General features: G+C 52.2%; 15 protein-coding genes and 2 pseudogenes. All 17 read left to right on the top strand.

Going from position 1 to position 14,005, the window contains the following annotated elements; genetic code table 11:
• Positions 1-89: 89 nt before the first annotated feature.
• Entirely contained in the window at positions 90-1,481 is a 1,392-nt protein-coding gene (lpdA, locus tag GPK94_RS14210; RefSeq protein WP_193536363.1) for a dihydrolipoyl dehydrogenase, read from the top strand.
• Between the two features lie 292 nt (positions 1,482-1,773).
• The gene (locus GPK94_RS14215; protein WP_101693605.1) at positions 1,774-2,118 is read left to right on the top strand and encodes a TIGR03792 family protein; all 345 of its coding nucleotides are present in this window, start codon (positions 1,774-1,776) and stop codon (positions 2,116-2,118) included.
• Positions 2,118-2,987, top strand: a complete 870-nt coding sequence (locus tag GPK94_RS14220) for an MBL fold metallo-hydrolase (protein WP_215656126.1) — start codon at positions 2,118-2,120, stop codon at positions 2,985-2,987. Before GPK94_RS14215 ends, GPK94_RS14220 begins: the two co-directional genes overlap by 1 nt.
• A gap of 102 nt (positions 2,988-3,089) precedes the next feature.
• Complete coding sequence (locus GPK94_RS14225; protein ID WP_215656127.1) at positions 3,090-3,464, top strand: RNA methyltransferase; 375 nt, start codon at positions 3,090-3,092, stop codon at positions 3,462-3,464.
• A gap of 119 nt (positions 3,465-3,583) precedes the next feature.
• Positions 3,584-4,405 (top strand): ParA family protein, encoded by an 822-nt coding sequence (locus GPK94_RS14230; protein ID WP_055228680.1) that lies wholly within the window; start codon positions 3,584-3,586, stop codon positions 4,403-4,405.
• On the top strand, positions 4,362-5,288 hold the full coding sequence (locus GPK94_RS14235; protein WP_055290218.1) for a ParB/RepB/Spo0J family partition protein: 927 nt from the start codon (positions 4,362-4,364) through the stop codon (positions 5,286-5,288). Before GPK94_RS14230 ends, GPK94_RS14235 begins: the two co-directional genes overlap by 44 nt.
• A gap of 12 nt (positions 5,289-5,300) precedes the next feature.
• A complete protein-coding gene (locus tag GPK94_RS14240; protein ID WP_002592134.1) occupies positions 5,301-5,576 on the top strand; it encodes a DUF5720 family protein in 276 nt (91 codons plus the stop codon).
• Between the two features lie 29 nt (positions 5,577-5,605).
• Entirely contained in the window at positions 5,606-5,791 is a 186-nt protein-coding gene (locus tag GPK94_RS14245) for a hypothetical protein (protein ID WP_117910047.1), read from the top strand.
• Between the two features lie 67 nt (positions 5,792-5,858).
• Positions 5,859-6,722 carry a DUF6017 domain-containing protein gene (locus tag GPK94_RS14250; protein ID WP_055194503.1) on the top strand — a complete coding sequence of 288 codons (864 nt, stop codon included), beginning with the start codon at positions 5,859-5,861 and terminating at the stop codon, positions 6,720-6,722.
• 34 nt (positions 6,723-6,756) lie between these two features.
• A complete protein-coding gene (locus GPK94_RS14255; protein ID WP_009004944.1) occupies positions 6,757-7,503 on the top strand; it encodes a phage antirepressor KilAC domain-containing protein in 747 nt (248 codons plus the stop codon).
• Positions 7,504-7,525: 22 nt separating this feature from the next.
• On the top strand, positions 7,526-7,837 hold the full coding sequence (locus GPK94_RS14260; protein ID WP_025487374.1) for a DUF5720 family protein: 312 nt from the start codon (positions 7,526-7,528) through the stop codon (positions 7,835-7,837).
• Between the two features lie 12 nt (positions 7,838-7,849).
• Positions 7,850-8,269 carry a DUF4313 domain-containing protein gene (locus tag GPK94_RS14265; RefSeq protein WP_055658165.1) on the top strand — a complete coding sequence of 140 codons (420 nt, stop codon included), beginning with the start codon at positions 7,850-7,852 and terminating at the stop codon, positions 8,267-8,269.
• A gap of 86 nt (positions 8,270-8,355) precedes the next feature.
• Positions 8,356-8,856 carry a PcfB family protein gene (locus GPK94_RS14270; RefSeq protein ID WP_102287010.1) on the top strand — a complete coding sequence of 167 codons (501 nt, stop codon included), beginning with the start codon at positions 8,356-8,358 and terminating at the stop codon, positions 8,854-8,856.
• Positions 8,853-10,682 (top strand): type IV secretory system conjugative DNA transfer family protein, encoded by a 1,830-nt coding sequence (locus tag GPK94_RS14275; protein WP_215656128.1) that lies wholly within the window; start codon positions 8,853-8,855, stop codon positions 10,680-10,682. The genes GPK94_RS14270 and GPK94_RS14275 overlap by 4 nt, the downstream gene beginning before the upstream one ends.
• Positions 10,683-10,901: 219 nt before the next feature.
• Positions 10,902-11,015 (top strand): annotated as a pseudogene (locus GPK94_RS14280) (Maff2 family protein); the annotation flags it as partial.
• Positions 11,016-11,752: 737 nt separating this feature from the next.
• A complete protein-coding gene (ltrA, locus tag GPK94_RS14285; RefSeq protein ID WP_062807140.1) occupies positions 11,753-13,639 on the top strand; it encodes a group II intron reverse transcriptase/maturase in 1,887 nt (628 codons plus the stop codon).
• 149 nt (positions 13,640-13,788) lie between these two features.
• Positions 13,789-13,890, top strand: a pseudogene (locus tag GPK94_RS14290) (Maff2 family protein); the annotation flags it as partial.
• Between the last annotated feature and the right edge of the window lie 115 nt (positions 13,891-14,005).

Genomic DNA, 14,005 nt, shown 5'->3' on the forward strand with positions numbered 1-14,005 from the left:
TCGTCCAAGGCGCACAGCGCCATCGGGACACCGTCCGGCGGGGAAGGCCCCGCGGAATTTGTCCTCATGAAAATTAGGAGGAAAGAAACATGAATTACGATCTGGTTGTCATCGGCGCCGGCCCCGGCGGCTATGTGGCCGCCATCCGCGCGGCCCAGCTGGGCATGAAGACTGCGATTGTGGAGAAGGACGCCTGCGGCGGCACCTGCCTCAACTACGGCTGTATCCCCACCAAGGCCCTGTACAAGAACGCCGAGGTGGTGGACGAGATCATGCACGCCGATGAGTTCGGGATCTCGGTCAAGGGCTACGACATCGACATGAAGAAGGTCCAGGCCCGCAAGGCCAAGGTGGTCAAGACCCTGTCCGGCGGCGTGGAGTTCCTGCTCAAGGCCAACAAGGTGGAGCTGGTGAAGGGCGCCGCCAAGATCCTGGCCCCCGGCAAGGTGGAGGTCAACGGCAAGGTGCTGGAGACCAAGAACATCCTCATCGCCTCCGGCTCCAAGGCCTCCAAGCCTCCCATCAAGGGCATCGACAACCCCGGCGTGCTCACCAGCAAGGAGGCGCTGGAGATGGACCACGTGCCCGGTAAGATCGTCATCATCGGCGGCGGCGTCATCGGCATCGAGTTTGCCGGCATCTACAAGGCCTTCGGCGCCGAGGTCACCATCGTGGAGTTTATGCCCAAGATCATCCCCAACATGGACAAGGAGATCACCGACCGCCTCCAGAAGCTGCTGGAGAAGAAGGGCATCCAGTTCATGGTGGGCACCAAGGTGGAGGAGATCAGCAAGAGCGGCTCCGGCCTCTCCGTCACCGTGGACAAGGACGGCACCAAGAGCAGCCTGCCCTGCGACGAGGTGCTGGTCTCCACCGGCCGCGAGCTGGACATCGAGGGCCTGAACCTGGACGGCCTGGGCATCGCCTACGACCGCAAGGGCGTCAAGGTGGATGAGAACTTCCAGACCAACGTCCCGGGCATCTACGCCATCGGCGACGTGATCGGCGGCGTGATGCTGGCCCACGTGGCTTCCGACGAGGGCAAGGTCTGCGTGGAGCGCATGGCCGGCGAGGACGCCCGGGTGGACTATGACCTGGTGCCCAGCGCCGTGTTCACCTTCCCCGAGGTGGCCAGCGTCGGCATGTCCGAGGAGCAGGTCAAGGAGAAGGGCCTGGAGTACGAAGTGGGCAAGTTCCAGTTCTCCGGCAACGGCAAGGCCCTCACCATGAACAACGCCGAGGGCATGATCAAGGTCATCGTGTCCAAGGACAAGCAGCGCATCCTGGGCGTCCACATCGTGGGCCCCAACGCCAGCGACCTGCTCACCGAGGCGGCCCTGGCCATGCGCGGCGAGTTCACCGTGGAAGAGGTGGCCAACACCATGCACGGCCATCCCACCCTGTCCGAGGCCTTTGAGGAGGCCCTGACCCTGACCCTGGGCCGCGGCATCCACAGCGCCCCCGCCAAGAAAAAGAAATAAGGCTCCGTCCGGAAAACGGCGCATTTGCCCCCGCGCAGCGGCGCCTCGCAGAGTTCCGCCGTGCGCAGACGGCGGAATGGAATGGGATCGTGGTTTCCGGCGGCGTGTACGTCGGAAACCACTCCGCTCAGGCTGCAAGTGTGCGCGCGTCAGCGCGTGCGCGCAGCGGACTGCATTTCTCTCGAAAAAATGCTTGCATTTTTGAGAGGCGTGTCGGACGTGTCCGACACGCCAGACCCCTCCGTGCAGCAGCGCGGAGGGGCCTTTGCCTACCATTGAAGGAGGAATTACCATGGAACTCAAAGTCTATGACAAGCCCCAGTTCATCGAGGAGCTGGTGTTCCGCATCGCCCCCGGACAGGTGGAGCGCTATCTGGAGCTGGAGCAGGAGATCTTCTCCGAGCCCCTCTCCCACCGGGCCGGCTTCCTGGGGGCCGAGACCTGGGTGAGCAAGGACCACGAGGGGGAGGTGACCTCCCTCTACTTCTGGGAGAGCGAGGAGGCCTACCACAACCTGGATCAGGTCTGGCTGGGCGGCCAGAAGGATAAGATGGGCCAGCTCATGGGCGAGGATGCGGTCTTTGTCCGGGCGGGCCATGTGTCCGACCGCCGCTTCCGGGTGCGGGAATACCGCTGATGGCGACCGTCCGGTCCAAGCGGGACCTGCCGCCGGAGGGGCCTCTCCCGCGGCCGGTGCCCCGGCAGTGGTGGGAGGGGGAGGAGCCGGTGGAGCTCCGCCTCACGGCCAACGCAGGGGTGCTTCTGACCTTCCGGGGGGAAAAGCTGCTGGTGGACGGACTCCACGACAGCCGCGCCCACGATTTCAGCCCGGTCGCCCCGGAGACGCTGGCGGCACTGGCGGCCGGCGCGCCCCCCTGGGACGGGATCCGCTGGCTCTTTTATACCCATCTGCACATCGACCACTTTTCCGGCCGGGAGACCATCCGCTTCCTGGAGGGAAACCGGGTGGAGAAGCTCTTCCTGCCCGCCGGGAACGGGGGACCGGGGATCGACCGGGAGGACGTGTCCGCCCTGCGCAGCTGGCTCACCCAGCGGGCCGCGCCGGTGCAGGAGCTGCGCCTTCCCGAGTACCGCAGCGTGACCTATCCGCTGGTGAGCGGGATCCGGGTGACGGCCTTCCGCTCCCTCCACGCCTCGGAGGAGTTTGAGGAGGTGGAGCACGAGTGCTTCCTCTTCGACCTGGCCGGGAAGAAGGTCCTCTTTCTGGGGGACTCCAACTACGACCGGGACTACTTCGCCACCATGCTGGACGGGGTGGAGGTGGATACGGCGGTGGTGAATCCCCTCTTTCTCACGAATCCCTCCGGACGCAGCGTGGTGCTGGAGGGGGTCCGGCCCCGCCGGGTGGTCATCGACCACATCCCCTTCCAGGAGGACGACAAGCTGCACATGCGCAAGCTGGTGGTGCGCAGCCTGGAGCGGTGGGGAGAGTCCTTTCCCCCCGTGGCGGTCCTCTGGGAAGCGGGGGATACCGTGCGCCTGTAAACCCGGAGGGCCCGGAGGGGAGAAGCGCTCCCTTCCGGGCCCTGTTTCGTCCCCGCAGATTCCTCCAGAATCCCTCATAGTACAAGCTGCCCCGCGCATAAGATGACAGCACAAGCGCGGAGAGCGCGCGTCGAGACGGTAGTTCTTTTATCCCACAAAAAAGCCGACAGTTATATCCACATTGATGTGGAGTTTGGAGAGGGCGAGGGCAAGATTCCGGTAGATAGTATTGCTAAAAGAGCCGAAGCGTATAAGCCCAAAGAAAAAGTGACCTACAAAATGATTAAGGAGTACATAGAAGCGAAATACGGCTTCAAGGTACATACCGCATATATCGCAGAGGTAAAGCGAAATTTGGGATTGCCGATGTATGATGCTCCTAATGCGGTAGAAGAATTGAAACAGCCGAGGAAACATCCGACACCAGAAAAGGTAGAAGCAATCAAAGATGCACTTCGTTATTTTGCAGTGATATAAAACTTTACTTACAATCGAATATTTCTTACATAGCCGTTTATTCATTTATTTGAGTAAGCGGCTTTTTTCATCCCTATTTTTCGGAATAGGGATATTTTTTGTAGAAGGAGGAGGTTTATTTGAACACGCAAATCATCGCCATCGCCAACCAGAAAGGCGGCGTTGGCAAAACAACAACCTGTGCGAACTTGGGAATAGGTCTGGCACAGGCCGGAAAGAAAGTGCTTCTGATCGACGGGGACCCACAAGGAAGTCTGACAATCAGCTTGGGAAATCCGCAACCGGACAAGCTGCCATTTACACTGTCGGATGCAATGGGCAAAATTCTGATGGATCAGCCTATACGCCCCGGAGAAGGTATTCTGCATCATGCAGAAGGCGTTGACCTGATGCCTGCGGATATTCAGCTTTCCGGTATGGAGGTTTCTCTGGTAAACGCCATGAGCCGTGAAACGGTTTTACGGCAATATCTGGACACACTGAAGGGACAATATTCCCATATCCTGATTGACTGTCAGCCCTCGTTGGGGATGCTTACGGTCAATGCGCTGGCGGCTGCGAACAGGATCATAATTCCCGTTCAGGCAGAGTATCTGCCCGCCAAAGGACTGGAACAGCTTTTATCTACGGTCAGCAAGGTAAAACGGCAGATCAATCCAAAGCTCCAGATTGACGGTATACTGCTGACGATGGTGGATAACCGCACCAACTTTGCCAAAGAGATTGCTGCTTTGCTGCGGGACACCTATGGAAGTAAAATCAAAGTCTTTGGAACGGAGATTCCACACTCTGTCCGTGCAAAGGAAATTAGCGCAGAGGGAAAAAGCATTTTCGTCCATGACCCTGGCGGTAAGGTGGCAGAGGGGTATCGAAATCTGACGAAGGAGGTGTTGAAACTTGAAAAGCAGCGCGAAAAAAGTAGAACTGGCATCGGTAGATGATCTGTTTTCTACGGAGGAGAGCCGTGCCGATGCTCAGAGAGAAAAAGTAGTAGAAATCCCGCTGTCGGAACTGCACCCGTTCAAAGGGCATCCATTCAAAGTCAAGGATGACGAAGCCATGATGGAGACCGCAGACAGTATCAAGCAGTATGGCGTTCTGGTTCCGGCGATTGCTCGACCGGACCCGGAGGGCGGTTATGAGCTGGTAGCCGGACACAGGCGGCACAGAGCCAGTGAGCTGGCAGAAAAGGAGACCATGCCGGTCATTGTTCGGGATTTGGATGATGATGCCGCCACGATCATTATGGTTGACAGCAACCTGCAACGAGAAAGTCTGCTCCCCAGTGAAAGAGCATTTGCCTACAAGATGAAGCTGGATGCCATGAAACATCAGGGAGAGCGAGTTGATTTAACTTCGTCCCAAGTTGGGACGAAGTTGAGAGCCGATGAAATATTGGCTCAGCAGGCTGGTTCAAGCAGAAATCAAGTTCAGCGCTATATCCGTCTGACAGAGCTGATTCCTGAATTGATGGATATGGTGGATGAAAAGAAGATTGCCCTGAACCCTGCCTATGAGCTGTCCTTTCTCAAAAAGGAGGAACAGGTAGACCTGTTGGACGCGATGGACAGCGAACAGGCTACCCCTTCTCTTTCTCAAGCTCAGCGGCTCAAAAAATACAGTCAGGAGGGGCATCTGACCCTCGATATGATGCGTGTCATCATGGGTGAGGAAAAGAAAAGCGATCTGGACCGAGTGACATTTACCTCTGACACCTTGCGAAAGTATTTCCCTAAAAGCTATACGCCCCAGCGGATGCAGGAAACCATCATCAAGCTGCTGGAGGCATGGCAGAAAAAGCGTCAGAGAGATCAGGAACGATGAAAGGAGCCGCCTATGAGGGATATTTCAGCCCGTGAGCTGAAAGGACACAACATTCTCGCCGTAGAGAGGTTTTGGGATAACACCCGCTGGATGATTGAGTTTTCCGTCCTGCGTCCCAGCACAGCTTACGGCAGCCCCGGAGAGGAAATGCGGCTGTTTTTGACCGAGGACGGGTATCAGGCTGCCCTGCAAAGCCAGCAGCGCCGGGAGATTAAGATCAAGCGTTACGCTCGTGTGATTGAGGGACATATCCTCGATTTCAAACCGGGAAAACGCCGCCGCTCATAAACCCATACAACGAAAGGAAAGGAATGACTATGTGTACGGTAAAGGAAATTCAAGAAGCAATCCAGGAAGATTGCAAATCTCAGCATGACATGGATTCAACGGATATTGACCGAGTGATGCAAACACTTCCTTTCGCCCAGGAGGAGCCATTTACAGAGGCGCGTCCTCGAAAGCCGCTGTTTTGGTTCTATGCAAGAAAATTTGAAAAGTGTTGAACACCGCAATTCTTTGGAATGAGGATTGCGGTTTTTTTGTACCCAAAATTCGGAAGGAGTGAGGTCGATGGCCGTTTTTCGTATTGAACGGACCCGTGATTATACCGTGATGAGCAATCATCATTTACGAAATGCAAACCTGTCGTTAAAAGCCAAGGGGCTGCTTTCCATGATGCTGTCTTTGCCAGAGGACTGGAATTACACCACCCGTGGTCTTGCAAAGATCTGTAAGGAGGGCGTGGATGCCATAGGCGCTGCGTTGCGGGAATTGGAGGCTGCCGGTTACATTGTGCGGCACAAGCTGCGTGACCGGCAGGGACGCATCAGCGATACAGAGTATGTCATATACGAGCAGCCACAGCTTAGAAAACCGGATACGGATTCACCAGATACGGAAAACCCGTATATGGATAAACCGGATACGGAAAAGCCCGCAGAATTAAATATAGAGAAATCAAATACAGAAAAATCAATTACTTATGGATCAAGTACCGATTCCATTCCCTTCCGGGAAACAGCGGCGGCAAGACCGCCGGAACGGAAAGGAAGAGATGCGATGTCTGTCACAGAGATAGAAAATTATCGGGAATTGATTTTGGAGAATATCGAGTATGACTGTCTGAAGCAGCGTTATCCTCTCTACCTGGATGACCTGAATGAGATCGTAGAGCTGTTGGTAGAAACGGTCTGTGCCAGACGAAAGACCACCCGGATCTCTGGGGCAGACTTTCCTCACGAGATCGTGCGTTCCCGTTTTTTGAAACTGGACAGCTCCCACATCGAGTTTGTCATGGACTGTCTGCAAAAGAACACCACCCAGGTACGCAACATGAAGCAGTACCTGCTTGCGGTGCTGTTCAATGCGCCTACCACCATGAATAATCACTTCACTTCATTGGTCAACCACGATATGCACGCAGGCGGCTGGTAAAGGCCGCCTTTTATCATGCCAAAGGAGGCACGACATGAACCAGATGGAAATTTTCAAAAACCCGGAGTTTGGCAGTATCCGGGTCATCGAAGAAAACGGCAAATACCTGTTCTGCGGAACGGATGTGGCCGCTGCGCTGGGGTACAGCAATTCCCGCGATGCAATTATCCGCCATTGTAGGTATGTCGTGAAACGCGACGCACCTCACCCACAAAGCCCCGACCGCAAAATCAGTATGACTTTTATCCCCGAAGGAGATTTGTACCGCCTGATTGTTCACAGCAAATTGCCATCGGCAGAACAGTTTGAACAGTGGGTATTCGATGAGGTTCTGCCTACCATTCGCAAGCACGGGGCCTATCTCACAAGAGAGAAGCTTTGGGAGGTAGCTACTTCCCCGGAGGCTCTGATGAAGCTCTGCTCAGACTTGTTGGCTGAGCGTGAAGCAAATATTTCTCTGCGTAAGGAAAATGCACAGCTGGAGGGCAAAGCCGCTTTCTATGACCTGTTCATCGACTTAAAGCACAGCACCAATCTCAGGACAACCGCCAAAGAGTTGGATGTCCCGGAGCGCCGGTTTGTTCGGTTTCTGATAGAACGACGGTTTGTGTACCGCACAGCATCCGGCAATGTGCTGCCCTATGCCAATGTGAAAAATACGGGGCTGTTCTGTGTGAAAGACTACTGCAATCACGGGCATACCGGCTCCTACACGCTGGTTACGCCAAAGGGAAAGCTCTACTTTGCTCAGCTGCGGGAGATGATCTTGCTGGTCTCATAAGAACGGAAAGGAAGTGGGTTTTATGCAGGAAGGCAAAACAATCGGGCAGCTGATGGAGGAAATGCGCCAGAAAGCCGGGGCGCAGAACTATCACGGTCATGACTACATGGATCTCCAGCGATTTGCGGAGAACACCCGGCACATGATTATTTTTGATGTACTGACGCATGACTCCCCGGTTGGCTGGAAAGGAGAACGCACCCGCCTGTTTTTGTCAGATATAGGCTATGAAAAAGCTCTGGACAGTCAGGCAAATGGGCAGATCAAGATTCTCAGCCATGCAAAGGTCAGAAATGGAGATTTGTTTTATGACCACAAAGAACAGATACGATAGGAGGAATCCGATATGAATGAGGAAAAGAAAGTACCCTTTAAGTGGGAATATGGGGAAGAAACCATATCGCTGCAACTTGGAATGTATGCGAATAATCAGCGGCTTTATATCGGCATGATTACCCATACAGAAGATGGAGCAGAGGCGTTTGCAGATATGACGGTGAACCTACCAGGATATTCCCTGGACCCCGGAGAGGCGTTTATTTCCGGTGACATCAGCAAGGATTTGCTGCGATTCATCAAAGAGAACAAATTGGGGAAGGTGCTTCCCTATCAGGTTCAGTCCGGTTATGGAAAATATTCTGCTGTTGCCTTTGATCTGGAGAAGCTGAAGGCATTTGACCCCAAAGGTGTGGCAGAGTTCCGGAAAGAGTGGAATCTGCCGGATAAGAAGCCGGTAAAGAAAAAGAGCCGCGGGATGGAGCGATGAAAAAATACCTCCTCCGGCGGCTGGTGGTCCCGCCTTAGAAAGAAATGCACCACCCCTGCACATTTTGTGAAAAGGAGGCGATGAAAATGCAGGAAGAAGTGGAAAATAGGACTTTAACACTGGTTGTCAGTGGAACAAAGTTCACTGGCAGGCTGCTCAAAGCCGCCATTAGCAAGTACATGGCCCACTGCAAGGAAAAGAAGCTGCAAAAGCAGAGAAGCCGTGACGCTCCTGTGACACCTCACGGCAAACAGACCGTCAAGCAGCTCATTGGTCAGAATCAGGGAATATCCAACATTGAGATCACAGACCCCTCTATCAAGGAGTTTGAGAAAATCGCCCGGAAATATGGTGTGGATTATGCGGTGAAGAAAGACCGCAGTAGCTCCCCACCCAAGTACCTGATCTTTTTCAAAGGCCGTGACGCCGATGCGCTGACCGCTGCATTTACCGAGTACATCAGCAAAAAGGTCAAGAAGGCCGAGAAAACGGAACGCCCGTCTGTGCTGGCAAAACTCAGTCAGTTCAAAGAGATGGTCAAAAATGCCGTGGTGGACCGCACCAAGCGAAAGGAGCTGGAACGATGAAAAAGCAGTTTGACATCAAAAAGCTCGTTTTGCTGAACCTGCCCTATCTCCTGATGGGGCTGTTTGCTACCAACTTCGGGGAGGCATGGCGACTGGCTCAGGGGGCAAATGCTTCGGAGAAATTCCTTTCCCTGTTTGCTGTCCTGCCTGGGGCGTTGCAAAGTTTCTGGCCCAGCCTGCACCCGTTGGATCTGCTGGCGGGGCTGTGCTGCGGTGCTGGCCTGCGTCTGGCGGTGTATCTCAAAAGTAAAAACGCCAAGAAGTACCGTCACGGCATGGAGTATGGCTCTGCCCGTTGGGGAACCCGTGAGGATATTGCTCCCTACATCGACCCGGTGTTCCAGAACAATGTCATTCTCACAAAAACCGAGAGCCTGACCATGAACAGCCGCCCCAAGGACCCAAAGACCGCCAGAAACAAAAATGTGCTGGTGATCGGCGGCTCCGGTTCCGGTAAGACCCGTTTCTGGCTCAAACCAAATCTGATGCAGATGCACAGCAGCTACGTCGTGACTGACCCGAAGGGAACCATTTTGGTGGAGTGCGGAAAAATGCTCCAAAGGGGCGCACCCAAGCCGGGGAAAGACGGAAAGCCCATGAAGGATAAGCACGGCAAGGTCATTTATGAGCCGTACCGAATCAAGGTCCTAAATACAATCAACTTCAAGAAGTCCATGCACTATAACCCTTTCGCCTATATCCATAGCGAAAAGGACATCTTGAAGCTGGTAACAACGCTGATTGCCAATACCAAAGGCGAAGGCAAGACCGGAGACGATTTCTGGGTCAAGGCGGAAACATTGCTGTATTGCGCGTTGATTGGATATATCCACTATGAAGCTCCGGTGGAGGAGCAGAACTTCTCCACCCTCATTGAGTTCATCAATGCAATGGAAGTCCGTGAGGATGACGAGGAGTTCAAAAACCCCGTAGACCTGATGTTTGATGCACTGGAAGCCGAGAAGCCAAACCACTTTGCGGTGCGTCAGTATAAGAAATATAAGCTGGCCGCCGGAAAAACAGCCAAGTCGATTCTTATTTCCTGTGGTGCGCGCCTTGCCGTATTTGACATTGCAGAGTTGCGCGAGGTCACAGCTTATGACGAGCTGGAGCTGGATACTCTGGGAGACCGGAAAACTGCCCTGTTCCTCATTATGAGTGATACGGATGACAGTTTTAACTTTCTCATTTCCATGTGCTACACCCAGTTATTCAACCTGCTTTGTGAAAAGGCCGACGATGTGTATGGCGGCAGGCTTCCGGTTCATGTGCGCTGTCTGATTGATGAGTGTGCCAACATCGGGCAGATTCCGAAGCTGGAAAAGCTGGTGGCCACCATCCGAAGCCGTGAGATCTCCGCCTGTCTGGTGTTGCAGGCGCAGAGTCAGCTCAAGGCGATCTATAAGGACAACGCGGATACCATCATCGGTAACATGGATACTTCCATCTTCCTGGGCGGTAAGGAACCGACCACCCTCAAGGAGCTGGCTGCCGTGCTGGGCAAGGAAACCATCGACACCTACAACACCGGAGAGAGCCGTGGCAGGGAAACCTCCCATTCGCTCAACTATCAAAAATTGGGGAAAGAGCTGATGAGCCAGGATGAGCTTGCCGTTATGGACGGCGGCAAGTGTATCCTCCAGCTGCGCGGTGTGCGTCCATTCCTTTCGGATAAGTACGACATTACCAAGCACCCCAATTTCAAGTACACTGCCGACGCGGATGACAAGAACGCGTTTGACATTGAAGCATTCCTGTCCGCAAGGCTGAAACTCAAGCCCAATGAGGTCTGCGATGTATATGAAGTAGACACAAAGGGCGCTTAATTTCGTTCCGCTTTTGAAGGGAGTGATCTTATCTATTCGCCGCACTTGCCCTTTATGGGCCATTGGCGTACAAAGCGGACAATCGCAAGAAAAAATAATGAAAAAGGAGGACAGCCGGGATCATGCCCCCGGAAACCGGGCGGCAGATTGTTCCGGCTTTTGTATGCCTATGAAACATGACAAACCTATTTTTTAATCAGATTCCGGCTAACAAACTATATGGCATTTTTTGAACAGGCAATCACCGTTCTTCAGACCCTCGTTATCGCGCTCGGTGCCGGTCTTGGTATCTGGGGCGTCATCAACCTGCTGGAAGGTTACGGAAACGACAACCGTGCGACACGTTCGTAAGTGAAAAGCTTACGCACAAAGTCGAAGGGCAATTGTAGCCCGAAACTTTGGAGAACTGATATTCCGATTGGTGAAATGAGGGGGTAACGTCCCGAAGCGCCACCCTAATACTCCGAATGGCGGGGAGCATGCAACGGCTCTCTCCAAAAGTTTATAGAGCTCGGTGAAGTCGGCAGAGAGCAACCGTAAGACTGGTTTTCAGACCAGACACGAAAGCTGTCCAGAGGTGGATGGTGTTGCCTATATGCCGGGGGTCGGATATCCATGGTGAGAATGTATGAAAATACTGACGAAATTCTGAATGTACGAGTCTAAACGTTGATGCTGTCGAAAGGCAGTACACCTTTCATGGTGGTATCTGTGGGCGAGTAAAATTGGTTGTTATGAAAGTCCATGCATCGTTACAGGCGGTGCGGTTATGCATGACCAGATACAGGCTTAGAGGAAGAACCTAAAGATATCCAATGATAGGAATATCGGAACGTGGAAAGCTGGGAACACGGAGGCGGTTGCAAGCCAGTGATGTGGTGGATGGGAATACCTTCGCGAGAGGGCAATAACCATTCTTTATTCCAGTGAGAGTAGTGGCACAGTACCTGTGAAGCCGTGAATAAGTAAGCGGTGGAGGGATAGCCACAAGTCGAATTCAGCAAAGAAAATGAAAACACAACAAACACAGCTTCGAGTATGACAAAGAAAATCCAAACCGAAGGGAGAGGATGCCTGTGTTGACTTCGGGGCAGCAAGAAAGGAAAAGTAAACAGAGAAAAATCCGCAACTCAGAGTATTACGACATGGAAGGTACTCTTGACAGGCTGTATGCAGAAAGTAAGAAAGATAAAACCTTCAACCATCTGACGGAAATCATCGAGAGTGAAGAAAATATCAAGCTTGCATATAGAACGATAAAGAAGAATACAGGAAGTGATACTTCGGGAGTGGATAAAAGGACGATAGCCGACCTCGCAAAGTTAAGCGAGGAAGAATACGTCCATCTCATACGGAAACAATTCAGTAATTATCATCCACGACCCGTAAGGCGAGTGGAGATACCAAAGCCCAATGGAAAGACCAGACCTCTGGGAATCCCAACTATCGTAGATCGGATCGTACAGCAATGTATTTTGCAGGTCATGGAACCGATATGTGAAGCAAAATTCAGTGAGAACTCCAACGGGTTCCGCCCGAACCGTTCCGCTGAGACTGCTATTGCGCAATGCATGAGGCTGATACAGGTACAGCATCTGTACCATGTGGTTGACCTCGATATTAAAGGCTTCTTTGATAATATCAGCCATACAAAGCTGATTCGTCAGATATGGGCATTGGGAATCCGGGACAAAAAGCTGTTATGCATTATAAAAGAGATGCTGAAAGCACCTGTTGTTCTGCCAGATGGGAAGAAAACATATCCCGCACGGGGTACCCCGCAAGGCGGTATTTTGTCGCCATTGCTTGCAAACATCGTATTGAATGAACTGGATTGGTGGATTGCCTCACAATGGGAGGAGATGCCAACAAAAACAAAATTCAAAACGAGGAGCAATGCGCAGGGAACAGAAATTAAGAGCCACGCTTACAGGGCTCTGCGCCGGAGCAGATTAAAAGAGATGCATGCAGTTCGGTACGCAGATGATTTTAAAATTTTCTGCGCAACACATGAGGATGCTGTCAGAGCATACAAGGCAACAGAGTTATGGCTAAAGGACAGGCTGGGACTGGAAATCAGCCCTGACAAATCCAAAGTAGTAAATCTCAAAAGACAGAATTCTGATTTTCTCGGGTTCAAGCTGAAAGTTCGTAAAAAGGATAAGAAATATGTGGTTCGGTCTCATATGAGCGATAAAGCATACAAAAAGGCTCATGAAAAAGTCTCGGAAGAAGTAAAGAAACTGGCTCATTCGTCAGATGATAATGCTCAGTTCATGCAGCTTCAGAAATATAACTCTGTAGTTGCCGGACTTCATGAATACTATTGTATTTCTACAGAAGTATCCCATGACTTCAGCAGACTTGCCTTCAGTATCAACAAACAGCTCAGAAACAGACTGAAAGGAGACTTATCCAAAAAGGGACAGCTCAGAAATGGGTTCATTAAAGAAAAGTATGGAGCAAGCAGACAGATGAGGTTCCTTCATGGACGTCCGGTGGTTCCACTGGGATATGTCCAGTCAAAGAATGCCCAGCATAAAAGGAAATCCATCAATAAATATACGGTCAAAGGTCGGGAACAGATTCATAAGAATCTTGCAATCGACACAGCGACAATGTTATGGCTGATAAGAAATCCTGTAAAGGGCAGAACCATTGAATATGCGGATAACCGTATTTCTTTGTATGCGGCACAGTATGGTAAATGTGCAGTGACAGGAATTCCGATGGATTCCCACGATATTCACTGCCACCATAAAGTGCCGGTTAGCAATGGCGGTTCGGATGAATACGCAAATCTTATTCTTGTCAGCAAAGCGGTTCATATCCTTATCCATGCTTCTTCAGAACTTACGATTGAGAAGTACCTGAAATCCTTAAATCTTGACAATAAACAAATAGAAAAGCTTAACAAACTTCGTATTATGGCAGAAATGCCACCTATTATTCTTTGAATTTAATGCTGTAACGAAGTGTGTAAGTTGTGTTTAAAAGCCCTGGATGGCTGAATTCGATGGAGCGCCGTGTGCGGTGAAAGTCGCATGCACGGTGTGGAGCGGGGGAAAATCCGGAGATAACTTCAAAGGATTACCTATCGCTATCTGGTGCAAAATCACAGGGCATGAAGCAGCTCATGGCCGGCGCTGGTGTAGCCGTAGTCGGCATGGTCCTTGTACCTCTGCTCTCTGGGCTTTTCTCTGTCTAAGCGTCTCCGTATGAAATCCTTGCCGCTCCCGCAGCTTTGCGGGGGCGGCGGAAAGGAGGTTGACACCGTATGGATTTCTTACTTGAAGCCCTGACAAATTGGCTGAAAGAAATGC

Source organism: Pseudoflavonifractor sp. MCC625 (genome assembly GCF_018784545.1).
Lineage (GTDB): Bacteria > Bacillota > Clostridia > Oscillospirales > Oscillospiraceae > Pseudoflavonifractor_A > Pseudoflavonifractor_A gallinarum.

What these genes read in the sequence shown, in the direction of transcription:
- ltrA (WP_062807140.1), top strand. Translation starts at nt 11,753, where the DNA reads ATGCCTGTGTTGACTTCGGGGCAGCAAGAAAGGAAAAGTAAACAGAGA.
- GPK94_RS14225 (WP_215656127.1), top strand. Translation starts at nt 3,090, where the DNA reads ATGACAGCACAAGCGCGGAGAGCGCGCGTCGAGACGGTAGTTCTTTTA.
- GPK94_RS14220 (WP_215656126.1), top strand. Translation starts at nt 2,118, where the DNA reads ATGGCGACCGTCCGGTCCAAGCGGGACCTGCCGCCGGAGGGGCCTCTC.
- GPK94_RS14245 (WP_117910047.1), top strand. Translation starts at nt 5,606, where the DNA reads ATGTGTACGGTAAAGGAAATTCAAGAAGCAATCCAGGAAGATTGCAAA.
- GPK94_RS14265 (WP_055658165.1), top strand. Translation starts at nt 7,850, where the DNA reads ATGAATGAGGAAAAGAAAGTACCCTTTAAGTGGGAATATGGGGAAGAA.
- GPK94_RS14250 (WP_055194503.1), top strand. Translation starts at nt 5,859, where the DNA reads ATGGCCGTTTTTCGTATTGAACGGACCCGTGATTATACCGTGATGAGC.
- GPK94_RS14215 (WP_101693605.1), top strand. Translation starts at nt 1,774, where the DNA reads ATGGAACTCAAAGTCTATGACAAGCCCCAGTTCATCGAGGAGCTGGTG.
- GPK94_RS14275 (WP_215656128.1), top strand. Translation starts at nt 8,853, where the DNA reads ATGAAAAAGCAGTTTGACATCAAAAAGCTCGTTTTGCTGAACCTGCCC.
- GPK94_RS14260 (WP_025487374.1), top strand. Translation starts at nt 7,526, where the DNA reads ATGCAGGAAGGCAAAACAATCGGGCAGCTGATGGAGGAAATGCGCCAG.
- GPK94_RS14270 (WP_102287010.1), top strand. Translation starts at nt 8,356, where the DNA reads ATGCAGGAAGAAGTGGAAAATAGGACTTTAACACTGGTTGTCAGTGGA.
- GPK94_RS14240 (WP_002592134.1), top strand. Translation starts at nt 5,301, where the DNA reads ATGAGGGATATTTCAGCCCGTGAGCTGAAAGGACACAACATTCTCGCC.
- lpdA (WP_193536363.1), top strand. Translation starts at nt 90, where the DNA reads ATGAATTACGATCTGGTTGTCATCGGCGCCGGCCCCGGCGGCTATGTG.
- GPK94_RS14255 (WP_009004944.1), top strand. Translation starts at nt 6,757, where the DNA reads ATGAACCAGATGGAAATTTTCAAAAACCCGGAGTTTGGCAGTATCCGG.